General features: G+C 35.7%; 21 protein-coding genes. 19 read left to right on the top strand and 2 right to left on the bottom strand.

Features of this window, described 5'->3' with window-relative positions; all coding sequences use genetic code 11:
* Positions 1-203: 203 nt before the first annotated feature.
* Positions 204-1,226, top strand: coding sequence for an alpha/beta hydrolase (locus DVJ99_RS08530; protein WP_114603897.1), 1,023 nt, complete (start codon positions 204-206; stop codon positions 1,224-1,226).
* 148 nt (positions 1,227-1,374) lie between these two features.
* Here the strand turns inward: DVJ99_RS08530 and DVJ99_RS08525 are convergent, their stop codons facing one another.
* Positions 1,375-1,881 carry a GNAT family N-acetyltransferase gene (locus tag DVJ99_RS08525; RefSeq protein ID WP_105993470.1) on the bottom strand — a complete coding sequence of 169 codons (507 nt, stop codon included), beginning with the start codon at positions 1,879-1,881 and terminating at the stop codon, positions 1,375-1,377.
* A gap of 206 nt (positions 1,882-2,087) precedes the next feature.
* Between DVJ99_RS08525 and DVJ99_RS08520 the strand changes: the two genes are divergently transcribed.
* The 6 genes from DVJ99_RS08520 to DVJ99_RS08495 all read left to right on the top strand — a co-directional run bounded on the left by DVJ99_RS08520 (position 2,088) and on the right by DVJ99_RS08495 (position 8,574).
* Complete coding sequence (locus tag DVJ99_RS08520; protein WP_105993471.1) at positions 2,088-2,768, top strand: response regulator transcription factor; 681 nt, start codon at positions 2,088-2,090, stop codon at positions 2,766-2,768.
* Entirely contained in the window at positions 2,755-3,798 is a 1,044-nt protein-coding gene (locus DVJ99_RS08515; RefSeq protein WP_114603896.1) for a sensor histidine kinase, read from the top strand. Before DVJ99_RS08520 ends, DVJ99_RS08515 begins: the two co-directional genes overlap by 14 nt.
* Before the next feature lie 91 nt (positions 3,799-3,889).
* Positions 3,890-4,651, top strand: a complete 762-nt coding sequence (locus tag DVJ99_RS08510; protein ID WP_114603895.1) for an ABC transporter ATP-binding protein — start codon at positions 3,890-3,892, stop codon at positions 4,649-4,651.
* A complete protein-coding gene (locus tag DVJ99_RS08505; RefSeq protein WP_114603894.1) occupies positions 4,641-6,539 on the top strand; it encodes an FtsX-like permease family protein in 1,899 nt (632 codons plus the stop codon). The genes DVJ99_RS08510 and DVJ99_RS08505 overlap by 11 nt, the downstream gene beginning before the upstream one ends.
* A 397-nt stretch (positions 6,540-6,936) precedes the next feature.
* Positions 6,937-7,554 (top strand): DUF47 domain-containing protein, encoded by a 618-nt coding sequence (locus DVJ99_RS08500; RefSeq protein WP_105993475.1) that lies wholly within the window; start codon positions 6,937-6,939, stop codon positions 7,552-7,554.
* Between the two features lie 12 nt (positions 7,555-7,566).
* Positions 7,567-8,574, top strand: a complete 1,008-nt coding sequence (locus DVJ99_RS08495) for an inorganic phosphate transporter (protein WP_105993476.1) — start codon at positions 7,567-7,569, stop codon at positions 8,572-8,574.
* Between the two features lie 172 nt (positions 8,575-8,746).
* Here the strand turns inward: DVJ99_RS08495 and DVJ99_RS08490 are convergent, their stop codons facing one another.
* Complete coding sequence (locus DVJ99_RS08490; protein ID WP_114603893.1) at positions 8,747-9,550, bottom strand: LysM peptidoglycan-binding domain-containing protein; 804 nt, start codon at positions 9,548-9,550, stop codon at positions 8,747-8,749.
* A gap of 366 nt (positions 9,551-9,916) precedes the next feature.
* Between DVJ99_RS08490 and DVJ99_RS08485 the strand changes: the two genes are divergently transcribed.
* From DVJ99_RS08485 to DVJ99_RS08430, 12 genes are all read left to right on the top strand, one after another.
* Positions 9,917-10,546, top strand: coding sequence for a Bax inhibitor-1/YccA family protein (locus DVJ99_RS08485; RefSeq protein WP_114603892.1), 630 nt, complete (start codon positions 9,917-9,919; stop codon positions 10,544-10,546).
* Between the two features lie 278 nt (positions 10,547-10,824).
* On the top strand, positions 10,825-12,999 hold the full coding sequence (locus DVJ99_RS08480; protein ID WP_114603891.1) for a helix-turn-helix domain-containing protein: 2,175 nt from the start codon (positions 10,825-10,827) through the stop codon (positions 12,997-12,999).
* A 155-nt stretch (positions 13,000-13,154) separates the two neighbouring features.
* On the top strand, positions 13,155-13,511 hold the full coding sequence (locus DVJ99_RS08475; protein WP_105993480.1) for a transcriptional regulator, SarA/Rot family: 357 nt from the start codon (positions 13,155-13,157) through the stop codon (positions 13,509-13,511).
* Positions 13,512-13,716: 205 nt separating this feature from the next.
* Positions 13,717-14,433: a YebC/PmpR family DNA-binding transcriptional regulator gene (locus DVJ99_RS08470; RefSeq protein ID WP_105993481.1), complete on the top strand. Its 717-nt coding sequence runs from the start codon at positions 13,717-13,719 to the stop codon at positions 14,431-14,433.
* 3 nt (positions 14,434-14,436) lie between these two features.
* Entirely contained in the window at positions 14,437-14,931 is a 495-nt protein-coding gene (locus DVJ99_RS08465; RefSeq protein ID WP_114603904.1) for a cupin domain-containing protein, read from the top strand.
* A 448-nt stretch (positions 14,932-15,379) separates the two neighbouring features.
* A complete protein-coding gene (locus DVJ99_RS13120; protein WP_162912159.1) occupies positions 15,380-15,829 on the top strand; it encodes a hypothetical protein in 450 nt (149 codons plus the stop codon).
* Positions 15,830-15,861: 32 nt separating this feature from the next.
* Positions 15,862-16,353, top strand: a complete 492-nt coding sequence (locus DVJ99_RS08455) for a hypothetical protein (RefSeq protein ID WP_114603890.1) — start codon at positions 15,862-15,864, stop codon at positions 16,351-16,353.
* 420 nt (positions 16,354-16,773) lie between these two features.
* Positions 16,774-17,262, top strand: a complete 489-nt coding sequence (gene gvpQ / locus DVJ99_RS08450) for a gas vesicle protein GvpQ (protein ID WP_114603889.1) — start codon at positions 16,774-16,776, stop codon at positions 17,260-17,262.
* 42 nt (positions 17,263-17,304) lie between these two features.
* Positions 17,305-17,643 (top strand): gas vesicle protein GvpJ, encoded by a 339-nt coding sequence (gene gvpJ / locus DVJ99_RS08445; protein WP_114603888.1) that lies wholly within the window; start codon positions 17,305-17,307, stop codon positions 17,641-17,643.
* A gap of 81 nt (positions 17,644-17,724) precedes the next feature.
* Complete coding sequence (gene gvpO / locus DVJ99_RS08440) at positions 17,725-17,994, top strand: gas vesicle protein GvpO (protein ID WP_114603887.1); 270 nt, start codon at positions 17,725-17,727, stop codon at positions 17,992-17,994.
* 51 nt (positions 17,995-18,045) lie between these two features.
* Positions 18,046-18,804, top strand: a complete 759-nt coding sequence (locus DVJ99_RS08435) for a GvpL/GvpF family gas vesicle protein (RefSeq protein WP_114603886.1) — start codon at positions 18,046-18,048, stop codon at positions 18,802-18,804.
* 9 nt (positions 18,805-18,813) lie between these two features.
* Entirely contained in the window at positions 18,814-19,068 is a 255-nt protein-coding gene (locus DVJ99_RS08430; RefSeq protein WP_114603885.1) for a gas vesicle protein GvpG, read from the top strand.

Below are 19,068 nucleotides of genomic sequence, written 5' to 3'. Positions count from 1 at the left end.
TTAGGCACTTTAAATTATAGAGGCAATTGCGCTTTTTGTGTATCAAAAAAGGCGGGAAGTTTTACCTTCCCACCATAAAAGATGAAGAACCTTTTTTAATGAGTATTGCTTCGTCTTTGAGATACATTGTGATTTCAAGTACAATAAAAGCGAAATAAAATTATCTCGCCCAAAGAATGACAGAGAGAGGACATGATAATGAAATGAGCAGTCGCAAAAAGCGTTGGCTGATAGGAGGGGCCGTTGTCGGTGTCTTAGTATGTATTGCCATAGCTATCGGAGTGAAATTATATATGGATGAGCAGCATAGACAAAATATGAAACAAAAAGTCGCAATTAATAATAACAATGTTAAAGTCTTTAATAATATTACATATGGCAAGACTTACCCGAAAAGCCAACTAGACATTATTACACCAGCAGAATTAGATAAAGATGTGAAGCTGCCTGTAATTTTTTGGATGCATGGCGGCGGTTTTATTGCAGGTGATAAGCAATATAAAAATCCGCTGCTTTCAAGGATTGCTGAACAAGGTTATATTGTCGTGAATGTGAATTATGCATTAGCACCGCAATATAAATATCCGACACCTTTAATCCAAATGGATCAAGCTGTAAAGTTTATTAAAGAAAACCCGCATGAATTGCCGATTGATTTCAATCAAGTGGTCTTTGGCGGAGATTCTGCCGGGGCACAATTAAACAGTCAGTATACAGCGATTCAAACGGATGAAAAATTAAGAAAAGAAATGGATTTTAAACAACGCTTCAAACCTGAAAATATTCGTGCCGCTATCTTTTTCGGCGGGTTCTATAATATGAATACAGTTAAGAAAACAGAATTCCCGCGTATTCAATTATTTATGAGAAGTTATACAGGTACAGAAAATTGGGAAACTGAGTTTAGAGATTTATCGGAAATGTCGACAATTGAGCATGTTACTAAAAATTATCCGCCGACATTCTTATCTGTAGGCGATGCCGATCCGTTTGCGAGTCAAAACGAAGAATTTGCACAAGTGTTAGATGAAAAAGGCACTTCTGTAGATACCTTATTATATGATGGCTCCCATCGACTCAGACACCAGTACCAATTCCATTTGAATCTGCCGGAATCTAAAGAGAACTTGACACAGGTACAACGCTTCTTAAGCCGCAACACAAGCTCTACAACGATGAAAGAGCAAGATGAACAGACGGATTCTGTTCAACTTAATCCTTATTAATAAAATTGAATAGTAATAGATGAAAAGAGATATTAGATGCATGTGCTTTATCTGATATCTCTTTATGCTATAAAATAATAAATAGTGAGGTGAATGAAAAAGGCAAAATAAAAACCTAATATGCAAAGATACATATTAGGAAAAAGTATTAATGTAATAATTTAGCCATTACATATTCACTGTAGAATTTATTATCTATCTTTAATTTATCGCGCATTTCGCCTTCAATTTGATAACCGGCGGATTTAAATAAATCCACGGCTGTTTCATTTTCAGGAACAACTAATGCTTCTAAACGGCGAATACTGTGGTTATATGCCCATGCATCCACCGCGTTTAGTAACGATTGCCCAACACCTTTGCTGCGGTATTGTTCGCGTATACCGATACGTACGCGTGTTTCATGACGTGTACGCTCGTATTTGCGGGAAGTTACAATTGCAAACCCAATCAGCATACCGTCGATTTCAGCGAGGTAAATGGTATTTGATGGAGAAGTGATGAAATGTTCAAGCTGCTTGAGTGCACTTGAAAGCGAAGGGACATATTCACCAGGACTATACAGCATGTAATTAGACTCATCGTAGATATCTTTCAACAATACAATATAATCATCCGCATCATTTATACTTATTTCTCTAATCGTATGTTCCATAGACACCCTCCATTTTATAAGGTAGTATTACACTGAGTATATACTAATTCGTACCGGACTGCATTGATTTAGTTCAATGCTTATCTAAAATGTATAAAACAATATATTTTAGAGTAGTACGTATTCAATAGTGTAAAAGAAAAACAGTGAAATGTAAATGAAATGTTTTTGCAATGATTTTGAAATAAATACAGGCTGGTGAAAGCATGAAAATTTTATTGGTAGAAGATGATAAATCTTTATTTGAACAATTAAAGAAAGAATTGGAACACTGGGACTTGCATGTATACGGTATAGAAGACTTTAACCATGTCTTAGAAGAATATACAGAAATCCAACCAGAGATTATCATTATGGATGTTGAATTGCCGAAATATGATGGTTTCTATTGGTGTCGTGCCATTCGCAATCAATCGAATGTGCCGATACTCTTCTTATCCGCTAGAGACAATCCGATGGATCAAGTAATGAGTATGGAGTTAGGGGCGGATGATTTTATGCAGAAGCCGTTCTATACCAATGTGCTGATTGCAAAGTTAAAGGCGATTTACCGCCGCGTTTATCAATTTAATATAGAAGAAAAACGTATGATGACATGGGGAGATGTGCAAGTGGATTTGGCAAAAGGTGTTTTAGAACGAGATGGTGAAAGTGCGCACTTGTCGAAAACAGAGATGTTGATACTGGAAATTTTATTGCAGCACCGCAATCAAATTGTCAGCCGTGATGCGATTATCACTGCATTGTGGGATGATGAAGCCTTTGTCAGCGATAATACCTTAACGGTGAATATCAATCGTTTAAGAAAGAAACTGGCAGAATTCGGTTTAACGCATGCGATTGAAACCAGAGTCGGCAAAGGATATATGGCACATGACTTCGATTAAAAGAATTTATCATTATTTAGTGTCGCGGTTGAATTGGCTGGCGCTTATTTTAGGCTTTCAAGTCTTTTTGGTTGTATTAGCTTATTTGGATCCTGATTTATCACTTGGTTCGGTAGGCTATGTGATTTTATGCAATCTGATATTTACACTGGTGTTCTTAATCTTTGCTTACTTTTATGAAACAGCATTTAATAAGCAATTGTCAGAGATGCGCGAGATTGAAGAGTTAAAACATAAAGAAGCAGCAAATACACCGATGGAGAGTGAAGTACTGGATTATCTGTATACGATGATTCAGCGTCAAAAGCACATTGTATCGGAACAAGCCATTCAATTGAATGCACACGAACAAAGCTTAACGGAGTTTGTGCATGAAATTAAAACACCGCTGACTGCGCTGCAGTTATTAATTGACCAAGAAACAGATGAAACACGTCGCAATGAAATGTTGTACGAATGGTCTCGTATGAATCAAATGCTGGATAACCAGCTGTATTTAACAAGACTGAATTCGAAGCAGCAAGACCTCTATTTTGATAAAGTCTCCCTGAAACGAATGGTGATAGGAGAAATTCAGCTCACGCGCAATATCTGCAGGCAGCGCGGTATCGGCTTTGATATGGATTTCGAAGCGGATTTTCAAGTGTTTACAGATATGAAGTGGTGCAAAATGATGCTGCGGCAAGTGATTTCAAATGCGGTGAAATACAGTCATCCAAGTACCGAAATCACAATCAACGCTTATAAAGCACAAGAGCAAGTGTGCTTAAGCGTCACAGATACTGGACGCGAGATTGCGACGAATGATTTGCCGCGGATTTTTGAACGCGGTTTTACTTCTACGCAATATCGTCATGAAACGACTTCTTCAGGTATCGGTTTATATTTAGTGGACCAAATTAAAGATGCACTTCAGATTCAAGTAGAGGTAGATTCAACGGTCAATAAAGGGACAACAGTAACTTTTGTTTTCCCAAAACAAAATGAAATATTGTCACGTATGTCTGAAGTGACAAAATTGTCACTTTAAGCCTGTGTTTTGTAACATCAATCCAACGACCTAAAAGCAGTAGTTGCGTACACTGAAAGTACAATAAGTTAAGAAAAGGAGCGCTATCAAAATGGCAATTCTAACAGTATCCAATTTAACGAAAGTATTTGGAAACAAACAAGTGGCGCAAGAGGTGCTTAAGGGTTTGTCGTTTAAAGTTGAAAAAGGTGAATTTATTTCAATTATGGGGCCATCAGGTTCTGGTAAAACGACATTATTGAATATGTTAAGTTCAATTGATTATATTACACAAGGATCAGTTGAGTTGAATGGACATCAACTTCAGAAGTTAAGCAATAAAGCTTTATCTGAAGTACGCAAGAAAGAAATCGGATTTATTTTCCAAGATTACAATCTGCTTGATACTTTAACGGTTAAAGAAAATATTATGCTGCCGCTATCGATTCAAAAGCTGTCTAAAAAAGATGCGGAAGTACGTTTTAATGAGGTTGTTGAAGCATTAGGTATTACAGAAATCGCACATAAATATCCTTCAGAGATTTCAGGCGGTCAAAAGCAGCGTGTTTCAGCAGCACGTGCATTTATAACGAGACCTGCAATTATATTTGCGGATGAGCCGACAGGGGCATTAGATTCTAAAAGTGCGCAAGATTTATTGCGCCGTTTAAAATCAATGAATGAACGTTTTAATACAACGATTTTAATGGTGACACATGATCCTGCCGCAGCAAGTTATTCTAACCGTGTCATTATGCTGAAGGATGGACAAATTCATTCTGAATTATATCAAGGGGAACGTACAAAACAGGCGTTCTATAAAGAAATCATTCAAGCACAAAGTGTCTTGGGCGGTGTTCAATATGAGTTTTAAGCATATTGTATTCAAGAACCTGAGACAAAATATCAGACATTACGGCTTATACTTATTTTCATTAATTATGAGTATTGCCTTATATTTCAGCTTTGTGACTTTAAAGTATACAGATACCATCAACAACAAAGAAGCAACAGTATTTATTCAAAAAGGTGCGAGCATCGGAAGTACCTTTCTCTTCATTATCATTATAGTATTCCTGCTCTATGTGAATCAGCTGTTTATAAAACAACGCGATAAGGAGCTTGGGCTATATCAATTAATCGGTTTGACCAAAGGTAATATTATCCGCATGTCGATGTTGGAACAAATTGCGATATTCCTTATTACAGGTGCCGTAGGTATGATTGCAGGTTTAATCGGTTCAAGACTATTGCTTTTGATATGTATGAAACTGATGGATATGGATATGAGCATCCATCTGCACTTTAGTATTCAAGCGTTCACTGCTACATCACTGATGTTGTTATTAGCTTACATCTTGATTATTTTGCAGAATACTATTTTTATTCAACGCCGTTCGATTTTAAAATTGATGCAGACACGTCAAACTACGGATGCTAAAACGAACAAAATTAAAGTGTTAGAATTTATCAGCGGTGTTTTAGGACTAGGTATGATTGTTTCAGGATATCTTATGGCACTCAATACGAAGTTATTAATCAGTCTCGTTACGCCATATCTTATCTTATTATTAACTATCGTCGGTGCGTACTTATTCTTTAGAAGTACAGTATCACTGTTATTCAAAACACTCAAGAAAAGAAAGAAAGGCAATGTGACCATCAACGATGTCATCTTTACAGCATCGATTATGCATCGCATGAAGAAAAATGCGTTATCGCTGACGATTATCGCAGTGATTTCAGCGATTACGGTAACTATCCTGTGCTTTGCGGCCGTTACCGTCAAATTAGAACAAGAACAAGTGAATTTGCGTGCGCCTTATGATATTACAATGCAAAGCAAAAAGGATGCTGATCGCTATCAAGAGACATTAAAATCACATGACATTCCTTTCAATTTGAATTATAAAGAGCTGACTATGTTCAAAGGTGAAAGCAGCAACTTGTATGAAAGTCGTATCGGCAGTATGATGGGCATGCGTGTTACGAGTGATAAATATGTTAAAGATGCGAGCCTGTCTGATCATTCGGCTAAATTAGCACATCCGTTTGGTACGGGACAATTTTTAAAGCCGATTACAGACAAATCTTATGTTGAATTTAAAGATAAGCAGCAAAACAAATTGCTGCGATTGAATGTACAGCGTTCAGATACAGATATTCGCTTTAGTTTAGTGACATTGCGCGGCGGTCCATTATTAATTATAGATGATGAAGATTATCAGCTGTTAAAAGAGAAAGGGCAGTTTGAGAAAGATAGTGTTGCCCAACAATACGGTTTCACGATAACAGATGATTCAAAAATGGACGAAGCAACAAAATTACTGCACAAAACATTGCCGCATTATGAAACGAGAGAAGAAGCGGCTAAGGACTTCAGAAACTTCAGTGGTATTTTCTTATTCGTCACATCATTCTTAGGCATCGCCTTTTTAATGGCTGCAGGTTGTATCATCTATATTAAACAAATGGATGAAACCACAGACGAAATCGATCATTTCAAAGTACTGCGCAAACTTGGATTTACGCAATATGATATGCGCAAAGGCTTGAAACTGAAAGTATTGTTTAATTTCGGTTTGCCGCTGGTTGTTGGATTATTGCATGCGTATTTTGCGTCATGGTCCTTCTTAAAATTAATGGGGTCAACTGATCACTCTCCAGTCTTTGCAGTGATGGCAATTTACACAATGATTTATGCTGGTTTTGCGGTGATTGCCTACGTGCATATGAAACGTACAATAAAACAATCGATTTAACACTATGAATGTAAATGTACTCTGGAAACTAAAATTATTTGGTTTTCGGAGTATTTTTTGTGCTGAAAATGTGTGAAAATAAGGAAGTTAGGTAAAAACTTTAGTGGGATGCTTAACAATCAAGGTGAAATTTTATATAGGATACTGATTTTATTACAGTAATCGTACATTACAATTATGTTCAATTGTTAAGATTTTGTAAATATAATTGTAGTGGTGTAAATTTTATGCTATTTTCTTTTTAGGAAGGTAAATTTTATTTGAAGCTAGTGTGAAGATGACATACATATTAGTTTCGAAAGTATCAAACGATTACTTTTTACAACTATATACTTTTGAGTTTCAAATTTACGAAATGTGATTGAAAAGCAATCGCTGAAAATGGAGGATTTTCAAAATGTTTAATAAGAAAAAGGATAAGTTCATGGTTAAATTGGAGGAAATGGTGTTCAATTTAGATCGCGCAGCCATTGAGTTTGGGAAAATGGACTTTAACACACATCTAGATTTGAAAGCTTATTCTGATAATATCAAAACATATGAGTCACACGGTGATGACTTAATGCATCAAGTTATTTCTGACTTGAACCAAACTTTCATTACCCCAATCGAACGTGAAGATATTTTATCTTTATGTAATGCAATTGACGATGTATTAGATGCAATGGAAGAAACATCTGCGATGTTTGAAATGTATTCAATTGAATATTCAGATGAATACATGGCAGAATTCGTTGATAACATTCAAAAAGCAGTAGCAGAAATGAAACTTGCTATTGGTTTATTAGTAGAGAAAAAACTTTCTCATATGCGTATTCATTCAATTAATATTAAAGAATTCGAAACAAACTGTGATGGAGTGTTAAGACAATCTATTAAGCACATCTTCAACAGCGAAACAGATCCAATCACATTGATTAAAATCAAAGATATCTATGAAAGCTTGGAAAACGTTGCGGATAAATGCCAAGCAGTAGCAAATAATTTCGAAACAATTATCATGAAAAATAGCTAAGGAGTAATTTAAATGGATTATATTATAATTATCACTGTAGCTATCGTTATTTTTTCATTGGTGTTCGACTTTATTAACGGCTTCCACGATACAGCGAATGCGGTAGCTACTGCAGTGTCGACTAGAGCATTAACGCCAAGACGTGCAATCTTTTTAGCAGCGATTATGAACTTTATCGGTGCTTTGACATTTACAGGTGTAGCAGGAACAATTACGAAAGATATCGTCGATCCATTTAAATTGACGAATGGCTTAGTTGTTGTATTAGCAGCGATTTTTGCGGCGATTTTCTGGAACTTGTTAACATGGTACTTCGGTATCCCAAGTTCTTCATCACACGCATTAATCGGATCTATTGCTGGTGCAGCTGTAGCATCGCAAGGTTCATTTACAGTCTTGCATTTCCAAGGTTTCACAAAAATTATTATTGTATTAATCGTGTCACCGTTAATTGCGTTTTGTGTAGGTTTCTTGATTTATTCATTTATCAAAGTAGTTTTCAAAAACGCAAACTTAACGAAAAGCAACCGCAACTTTAGAATATTCCAAATCTTTACTGCGGCATTGCAATCATTCTCACACGGTACAAACGATGCCCAAAAATCAATGGGTATCATTACATTAGCGTTAATTGTTGCTAACTTGCAAAATGGTAATAACGTAGAACCGCAATTATGGGTTAAAGTTGCCTGTGCTGCCGCAATGGGTCTTGGTACTGCAGTAGGTGGTTGGAAAATCATCAAAACTGTCGGCGGCAACATTATGAAGATTCGCCCGGCTAACGGTGCTGCTGCGGATTTATCTTCAGCATTAACAATCTTTGTGGCATCTTCATTGCATTTCCCACTATCTACAACTCACGTTGTATCTTCATCTATCCTTGGTGTAGGGGCTTCTAACCGTGCAAAAGGTGTTAAATGGAATACAGCACAACGTATGATTGTGACTTGGGTAATCACATTACCGATTTCTGCAATTGTTGCAGCAATCATTTACTGGATTATGAATATTTTCTTATAATGCAACGCACACATACTTAATTACAACATAAATCTGTTTAGCTTAGAGGCAAACAGTGCGAAATAAAGAACGGACAATCTTCGATTTGTGAAAGATTGTCCGTTTTTCAATGTATATGTGTATATAAAAAAGGCGATGGGGGTTCCATCGCCTTTCGTGTATGTGTTAAAGATTAATGAATGTAATTGTAGCTTGAAGCCATTGAAGCTGGAATTGTACGGTAATCTACCACACCTGGAGGTGTATTGAAGTTCATTTCTGAAATTAAAATACTTCCGTCGCCGTTCACTTGTTCTACATAAGCTACGTGTCCAATCGGACCTTCATAGTTTTGCATGATTGAACCAGCTTGAGGTGTGTTGTTGACTGTATAACCATCCGCTTGTGCATTGGCTGCCCAATGATCTGCGTTCCACCAGTAAGTACTGATTGGTTGGCCTGTTTCAGCACGACGATTGAATACATGCCAAGTACATTGACCCCAGTCATATAAGTTAGCATGATTGAATGTCGGTGATTGGTTTGTAGTTGGTGCTGTCGGTGTACCGCCGCCGCCAGTTCCGCCGGAACTTGGAATAGTCAGTTGCTGACCAGGATGGATAAGGTAACCATTTAAGTTGTTAGCTGACATAATTGCTTCAGCAGAAGTACCATATTGACTTGCAATAATACCTAATGATTCACCAGCTTGTACATTATGTACGCCGCCTTGGCCTGTTGAAACATTAACGCTAGCGCCGCTGTTTGAACCTTGGCTGCTGCCGTTGACTGTAATGACTTGTCCTGGGAATACCATATTGTTCGATAAGTTATTGTCTTGCTTGATACTATCAATAGAAACACCGTATTGATTTGAGATAGACCACAGTGATTCACCAACTTGAACTGTGTGTTGTGTCGAAGCATCAGCATCTTGATGCGTAAGTGCTAAGGCAGCGCCTGTCGCAACTGAGAATGTAACTGCTAACTTTTTCAAAAGAGATTCCTCCTCTATCATTGGTTCTTTATTGACTTATGCATTTGATTTCCTATGTAACTTTGATATTAATCAACATTTCTATACTTCCACATCTTATCAGAAATAATCTCGGATTTGTGTATTGTTACGTTCTTGTAATATTTTTTAATAAAAGATGAAAAGAATTATAAATATCAAAAGCCGTAATACAATCAGGGTTGAACGGTGAAGCAGAAAAGTTTGTGAAAGAGGTAACGTAATGTTTGTAATAAAATTATGAACATCTTTCGAAACATAGGAAATCATTTATGTTTAAATTGGAATTTTGATATACTTATATGACAGAATAATTATTAAGTCGTACCAATGAGGGAGTTGAACAATATGGTTCATTCAGCACATACTGTTTCAAAATCAAGTGCTTATGCAAAAGTATGGCTTTATTTTATGTACTTTTGGATTATTTTCGGGATCGGTACTTATTTTGGCCAGTTCTTACCTGATTCATGGAGAAGACCGCTTTCGATTGGTTTAACTGTGTTGATATTGATTTCGCTCTTTATTAATCGTTCGCGTAAATTCGGTTTTATTATTTCAAATATATATGCAGTGATGATCGGTTTGCTGGCTTATGCGGCATTTGCGACGTATATGCATAATTTAGGTCCAGCACTGTTTTATAAGAACGTCGCTCTTGCAGTAGGTGCTTTCGCAGCATTCGGTATTGTAGGGTATTTCTTTGTACAAAATGCTTCGAGCCTCGGCAAGTATTTATTTGTAGTTTTAGTGGCACTGCTTGTCGCTACATTAATCGGATTCTTTATTCACAATCCGATCTTCTATACGATTATTAATGTTGTCGCAGTAGGGCTTTTCTTGCTTTACACATTATATGATTTTAACCGGCTGAAACGGGGACAGTTTACACCGAGTGAAATGGGCTTTAACTTATTCGTCAATTTATTAAACATTATCATTAATATTCTAAGTTTAGCCAATCGGTTTAGAGACTAACATCGCAGAGGACTGGAACAGTATTGTTATATGTTCCGGTCCTTAAATATATCTGATTGATTTTTTAACAAACTATTATAGTTAATGCGATACAGTTATGCGTTACGTAATTTGAAACAACATAAAAATAGTATTAAAAATTAACATTTGTGTCTAATTCCATTATGTGCTAAATTTGTATAGTATAGTCCTGGAGAAATTACAAGGAAGGAAATAAAATAAAGAGAATATGTATCATTGTGATTATGAACAAGTTTATTTTATTAAAGGTTATTTGAATGAGAAGTAGTATTATTGATCTGTATACAGCCCAAAACTTACCTGTCAATCGTTGTTATGATGGACTTTTATTACTTTGGCCTATAAATAGCACAGCAGAAATCCAACACTCAACCCATACTGATACAGTTGAAGACTGTATTTGCATTATCAATCATAGCGAAGTCTTTCAGGTTAAGAACAATGATAAAATGATGATGCTGTACATTGCGAGTGATTGGTTTTTAGAAAAAGGGTTTGCCTTTTTTAATTATGCATTCAATGCGCAATTGATTCAGTCAAATAAACATGTTGAAAAAGCAATGCTTATTTTATTGAAGAAGTACTTAGAAGGTACGCTTTCCGAAGATAACATCAATCAATATGTGGGCGAAATTTGCGATATATTAATTAATGAAGCCAGTGTTGAATTGCAACATGTGTCGCATCATTTATCGGCCTCTTTGAATAATCGCGATAAAAAAATCGTCGAATATATTCATAAGCATATTGATGAAAAAATCACTTTAGAGACAGTTGCTAAAGAGATTTATACCTCACCTACATCGCTCTCATCACACTTCCAAAAAATCTTTAATATGGGATTCAGAAATTACATTGAAACATTGCGTATCGGACTTTCTATGGAATTGCTTGTCTCAACAAAAATGAAAATAAGTGAAATTTCGCAAAAAGTAGGTTTCAGCAGTTTCAGTGTATTTTCAAGGAAGTTTAAGCAGCATTTAGAAACAACACCTAATGATTACAGACATAAGTCTAAAGTAAGCAAAAACATGTGTTACATAGTGAAAGACCAGGAATCTGAGTTAAGTAATCAAGGAAAGCAGTTCTATATAGAGAAAGTCGATGAATTACTCTCGAATTGGAAAGAAGATAAACAAAACATAGTTTATATCGACGATTCGGATGCTTTCTATAAACCAACACATCCATTTGTGATGACGATTCAAATTCATACGCTTGAAGAATTGAAACAAGCCATGGTTAAAAAGAGAAATAAGCAGATTATGGAATTTGACAAGGAAGTTATGTTCTTAATCAATATCAGTATTCCAGAGATTCATCAAGCATTCAGTGATGAGGAACTTACAGCACTATTAGATACCATGCATAACAATCAAATTCGTGTAGCATTCACCATTAATTCTAAAGATGACATTGATTATATGAAGCAAGCGCTGCTGCAATCAGAGGTCTTTACAGGGCATCCAGCTTATGAAGCATTAAGATCTGAAGGGTCGAACATTTCATTTACGTTTAGTTTGCACAATGAATCTTTAAAAGACATTTATATTCAAAAAATGCGGCTTAAAGAATTAGGATTCAATGTTAAATTCAACTTAGAAATCAGCAAACTCTTCAATGATTCGGAAAAGTTCAAATCATTAGAACTGCCTATGAAGCGTGTTAACTTTGACTATTACATTATTGATAATGAAAAGTTGAAGTATCCTTATTTAGAGAAATCTTATCAAAATATACCGATGAAACAAATTGCAAATTTAGCACCGCTTAAAGCTGTCATGGATCAAGTTCATCTAGAAGAACGCAAATATATTCTTGTTAATATACCGAATCGAGAGCTGTTTAATGAGAATATGAGTTTGTTAGACAGTACACCATTGATGATGTATATGTATATGCAGTTTTATGAAGTGTTTTCAGGCATCGGTGTAGATTTGTATAAGCAGACACATAATAATGCGGCATATCTATTTGATAGAAACGGATTTAAATCAACACTGTATTTCTTATATCAGCAATTGTCGGATTTTGAAACGTATTATTTCTATGAAAATGAGGCGTGTTTAGTGAGTAAGGACGATGAACGTCTCAGTATCATTGTCTATGACTGGAGAATCATTGAAAATGAAGTCCATGAAACAGAACAAAGCAGCCATCGTTTTGATTTAGGTTTTAAAGATGTTTCTTTAAGAAAGAATTATCTTGTTACGCGTGAAATTACGGATTATCAGTATGGTAATATCAATCAGATTATTTCACCGTCTCTGCTTAATACGTATCAATGGTCAGAACATCTGAAAGAAAAAATTGAAAGCGTCAATGTTCCGAATTTTGATGTTTTCGAGCATGATTTTAACCAGGACTTTCTTAGTGTTGAAGTTAACTACAATTCACTGCAGGTGATTTCTCTGTATAAAATGAAAGATTGAGCAGAACATTTTGAAGGATATGTATATTTTGTACAATTTAATTTGCCGTACTTGGAAAAACTGCAAAGACAAAGTGGGGAAACACTAAAGACTTTCATATTTTAAATATTCATAATGAATGTATTATATCGATATAAGTTCTGGAGGCGTGTACTTTGAAAAAAAGTAAGTTAGAAAAATTGCTCAAAGAATACAAAAAGTATATGGATTTAACGAGTTACATCGAAAAAACATACAAAATCAACATGAACGATTTTGTTATACTTAACTGTATTCATGAGAATTGCACCGAAGAAAAGATGTTAATGCAACCTTTTTTAAAGATTGCTACAGATTCATTTGAGATCAGCCGTACGAAAGTTTTGGCTTCTATCCGCAAGCTTGTAAACCAAGATCGCGTCAGCAAAGTCAGATCTGATTCTGATGAGCGTAAAGTTTACATTTTCATGGATGACAAAGACATAGATAAACTTAATGCAATGCTTGATGACATTGATAAGTTTTTAGGTTGATTTTACATCACATCATCGCACACTAGAGAAAGATATAATATTGTGGATTTGGCAGCCTGTTGTTTAACAGTGCTGTCTTTTTTTATCTGATTTTAAAAGTAATTCTGCACAAATTGGGAATTAGGTTTGCAAAAACTATATATTAAAGGAAAAATCATGTATAATAGTTGATGTTAAAAATTGAGAGCGAAAGCGAGATGGAAGTATGGGACGTAAATGGAATAACATCAAAGAGAAAAAAGCCCAAAAAGACAAAAATACGAGTCGAATTTATGCGAAATTCGGTAAAGAAATATATGTAGCCGCAAAATCTGGTGAACCTGATCCGGATTCTAACCAAACACTGCGTTTAGTGTTAGAGCGTGCAAAAACATATAATGTACCGAGAAACATCATTGACCGTGCAATCGATAAAGCGAAGGGCTCAGATGACGAAAACTATGACGAACTGCGTTATGAAGGGTTCGGTCCTAGCGGCTCTATGTTAATCGTTGATGCTTTAACTAACAATGTGAACCGTACTGCATCAGACGTACGTGCAGCTTTCGGTAAAAACGGCGGAAACATGGGTGTTTCCGGTTCAGTATCTTATATGTTCACACATACAGGTACATTCGCATTTGAAGGCAAATCAGCAGATGACATCTTGGAACTGTTAATGGAAAAAGACTTAGATGTGCGTGATGTCGTAGAAGACGGCGATTTAACAATCGTTTATGCTGAACCTGATCAATTTGCACAAGTACAAGATGCATTGAAAGAAAGCGGTATTGAAGAATTCCAAGTAGCCGAGTTTGAAATGCTGCCGCAAAATGATATCCAATTATCAGATGAAGATAAAGCAACGTTCGAAGGCTTAATCGATGCATTAGAAGATTTAGAAGATGTTCAAAACGTTTACCATAATGTGGATTTGGACTAAATGATGCAGCGAACAGTGGCAGATTGGGTGAATGAATTAGATTTAATTCCTCATCCGGAAGGTGGCTATTATAAAGAGATTATTCAAGCCGAACGACAAGTGGCGCAAACAACGCGCCCAGCTTATACAAGCATTTATTTTTTACTGACTGATGATAATATTTCACACTTTCATCGTATCGATACAGATGAAATCTGGTATTATCATTACGGTCAAACATTGACTGTTCATATGATTCATAAGAATGGAGAATATGAAGCGGTACACATCGGTCCTAATATTGCACAAGGAGAAGTCCTTCAATATGTTGTACCAGCCGGAACAATCTTTGCATCTTCAATCAAAGATGAGTCTGGTTATGCATTAGTCGGCTGTATGTGCCAGCCCGGTTTCATGTTTGAGCATTTTGAGATGTTTGATCAAGCAACTTTAAAAGCTGACTATCCGCACTTAAGACAAGTAATTGAATCTTATGCGGCAGCATCATTAAATGAATAGTTTACTTAAAAGCAGGACCCTGCAAATGTTAAGGGTTCTGTTTTTTTTGTGCTCTGAAACAAGACATAAGATGAAAGTTGACTAAGACTATAAGGTGTTCAATAAAGAAAAAATAAGTATAGTTGATGATTTCTACATATTGAACAATATTAGGATTGTTACTTATATGAAAGTACACCGTTTGTGTATTGAAACAAAAGTTTGTAATTGTCGAAAATGATTATTATTGTAAAATCAAAATTATAAATAATCAAAACTTTTTATATAGAAAATATCAAGAAAATCAATTTGTTTACAAAGAATGTGTGAGGGTAATTTAAATAACATGATTTATGAAAAACGATAATTTCACTCCTTGTGCAATTCGCCACGTTGCAATATATGGCAAATTGATACTTGGATAATTGAAGGACGTTTGATTCAACCATGAAAGGGGTGGTAGAGTGTGATGAAAAAATCAAAGGACAAAAAATTGAAAAAGAAAAAGCAAACCAACAAAAATATTCATGTTGCTGATGCAGTCATCGGCGGTGTCTTTGGTGCAACGTTCGGTTGGTTCTATAGAAGAGAAGGAACGCAAGAAATGATTCATCGTATAAAAAAATCAGAGTTGTTCCAAAACATTGCGGCGGATGTTTATCAATCTACTGAAGAAAACATCAAAGCATATATTGCAATGAATATTGAAAATCAAACAAGAAATCTCTTCCAAAAAGAAGACGTTGAAGAAGAGGACGATGAAGACTTTGAAGACGATGACTTCGAGGAAGAAGATTTTGAAGAAGAAGAAGTAGAAGAAGAGGACGAAGAGGAAAGTTACGAAGCGTTAGTAGAAGAAAATTTACAGCTTAAAGAAGCAATCAGCCGACTAGAAGAACGCTTTGAAGACTTGCCTTAGGACAAAATCAGGAAAGTCGAGGGGAATGTAGTATGACTAAACCAGTTAAAGATCAAGTAGATACAGTTAAAAAAGCTAAAAAATTCAAGGATGTTGCGGAGAATCCTGTATATAGAACTGTTGCAGGCGGAGTTGTCGGTGCAGGTATCGGCTATGCTTTAAAACCGAAATTAGCAACAAAAGCAGTTGCTAAAAAGTATCCGAAAAAGAAATTAAAAGATGCAACATCATTCAAAGGCAGAGCTTCAAGCCTTACAGATTCATTATTCAACAATGACAGCAAGAAAAAGAAAAATAAGAAGAAGGACAAAAAGAAATCCGGCTTATTCAGCAAAGATGCTAAGAAGAAAGACAAACGCGACAAGCGTGATAAAAAAGCTAAGAAAAAGCCGAATAAAAAGCAATATCAATCATTAAAATCTGAAAATGAATCATTGCAGCAGCGTTTACAGTTCTTAGAAGATAAGTTTGATCAATATGCAGCTTCTAAGAAACGTAAAAAATCATTATTCGGAAGAAAATAATGGATGATGCAACTTCTCAATTTAAAAGGTGTACAGAAAGATAACTCTGTACACCTTTTGTTGTAATTTTTACAATCATTTACCTGATTTTTTGTGTTTCAGCAAAAAATTTGTTTTGCAGTTGTATATTACGCAAAACCTTGAATTTCGGCGCAAGGATTTTTGTATAAAATCATTATTTATGTTTTCGTAAAAACTAATGTGGTAATAAAGATAATACACAAACACCAAAGATTTTCAACAAAGGACATTTTACAAACAAAGGTAATAAACAAATTATTGTATAATGCGTCATTGAACTATGGCTTGGTTGAATCAGTTGAATGACAGCAAAAAATCATTTTGTTTATACCGGATATAAAGGTGGTTGCTAATACTGTAAATGATAAAGGCAAACCTCATAGTTAAGGGAGGACTTTGATGCCGAATAAACTAGTAAAAAAAGCAGCAGGAACATTAGCAAAGAAAACAATTGAAAAAACTCCTGACGCCATTGAAGACAAAGCTAAAGACAAGTTGAAAGACAAAGCACATGAAATGATGGAAGAAAAAATTCAAGATGGTGTACAAACGAAGGCGGATCAAGCAGCAGGAAAGTTACAGCAAGTGAAAGAGAAAAACCAAGAAGTTGTACCCGACGTTGCGGATGAAGCAACGGATAAAATCCAAGGTGCTTTGCTTAAGACACGCGATAAATTAGGAAAAGTAAAAGAGGCTGGGGAAGCCTTTCAAGATAAAATCAACACCAACGATTCAGGCAGCAGCAAGAAAAAAGTCAAAGGTGTTCAAGACATCAAGAGTTACAGAGACATCAAAGGCGTTTCCAAAATCAAAAGCGCAGCAGATATTAAAAAGTCAAGCGAAGTCAAAGGTTTGCAACACAATAAATCGTTGTTAACTGACAATTAAAAGTATTGATAAAAATACAAATTTGAGAGGGGATTAAATAGTATGAGTGTACAAAGAAGCGCAGATACTTCAAGTTTAGCAGAGGTAATCGACCGTATATTAGATAAAGGTATTGTAATTGACGCATTTGTGAGAGTTTCAGTCGTAGGTATCGAAATCTTAACAATTGAAGCAAGAGTAGTTATTGCAAGTGTGGATACTTGGTTAAGATATGCTGAAGCAGTCGGCTTATTAAGAGATGATGTTGAAGAAGAAGGTCTGCCAGGTCAAACACCTGAAAGACTTACAGCAGACAACAATGAACAACAGCAAATCGAGCAGCAAAGCCAATCAGATGACGATGACAAGAAAGAAAAGAAAGAATCGTCATATAGCGTTTAATAACTGAATCAAATTCCAGAGAGGCGACAACTATGAGAGTTTGTCGTCATCTCTTACTATTTGCATATATGGAGGATAAACATGGCTATCAAAGAACTTTTAAATAAAATCACTGAGTTTTTCAATGAAAACGTTGCACCGCCATTTAAAATCACATCAGTTGAAAAAAGCGAAAGTGATGAAGGCGGATGGACAGCAACTGTTGAAGTGATTGAAGAGAAAGAGTATATGAAACGTTATGCAAAAGATGAAATGTTAGGAACGTATCATGTAGAACTTGATAAAGATGGAGAGGTCACGTCATTTAAACGTGAGGGCATCCGCTACAGAAGTAAAGTTGATAATAATTAATCATAAACTTATAAGGATTAAACAATAGATACAATCAAAGGAGCTACGCATATGGCACAAGAAGATACAGGCGTTTATGTTTTTTGCGGTACACAAACAGATCGCAATGATGATTTTGGAACAGTAGAAGTTGAAGGTGAGGAAAGAGAACTCTTCACTATCAGATATAAGGATGCAGCGATTGTTGCTGCAGTTGTTCCTATGAAAATATATGCACCAAAGAAAGAAAACCTGATTATGCATCAAACGGTAGTATCTACAGTCATGAAAGAAAAAGATGCAGTCATCCCTATCAGTTTCGGGAATGTCTTTAAATCTAAAGATGATGTGAAAGTATTGCTTGAAAAGCTTTATCCGCAATTTGAAACATTATTCCCAGAAATCAAAGGCAAATTCGAACTCGGTTTAAAAGTAATCGGCAAACAAGAATGGCTGGAATCAATAGTAAAAGATGATCCGGAACTTCAAAAAATGGCCGAATCAGTCAAAGGCAAATCAGAAGATGCAGGCTATTACGACCGTATTAAGCTCGGTTCAGCTACGCAAAATGTATTCAAAGCATTAACACAAAAAATCGAAGAGGATATTTATCAACCGCTCGCAAATATCAGTACGGCTGCTAAATCTAATGAACCGCAAAGCGAGAAAATGTTGTTAAACGCAGCATTTCTTGTCGACAGCGAACATGATCAAGCATTTGATGATAAGGTCAATCAACTTCATGAAGAATGGAAAGATAAAGTTGATTTCAAATATACAGGACCATGGGCAGCGTATAACTTTGTGAATATCCGTCTTAACATTGAATGAGGGATGTAAATGTTGATATACGGCTCAATCAAAACTTTGACGGCCATCGCTAAAAAAGTCAAAGAAGAGGCAGACAAGGAACTCTATGACCTTCCGACAATTGAACAAAAACTCATCCAACTTCAGATGATGATGGAATTAGGCGAAATTCCAGAAGATGTATATAAAGAGAAGGAAGCAGAGCTGCTTGCACGCTACGAAACTGCCAAACAAAAAGAAATTGAAGAAGTTGAAGCAATGATTGAACAGAAGGAAGATGAATAG

Source organism: Staphylococcus sp. EZ-P03 (genome assembly GCF_003344575.1).
GTDB classification, from domain to species: Bacteria; Bacillota; Bacilli; order Staphylococcales; family Staphylococcaceae; genus Staphylococcus; species Staphylococcus simulans_B.
The sequence above is the reverse complement of the archived record's forward strand: the minus strand, read 5'-3'. Positions and strand labels throughout refer to the sequence as shown.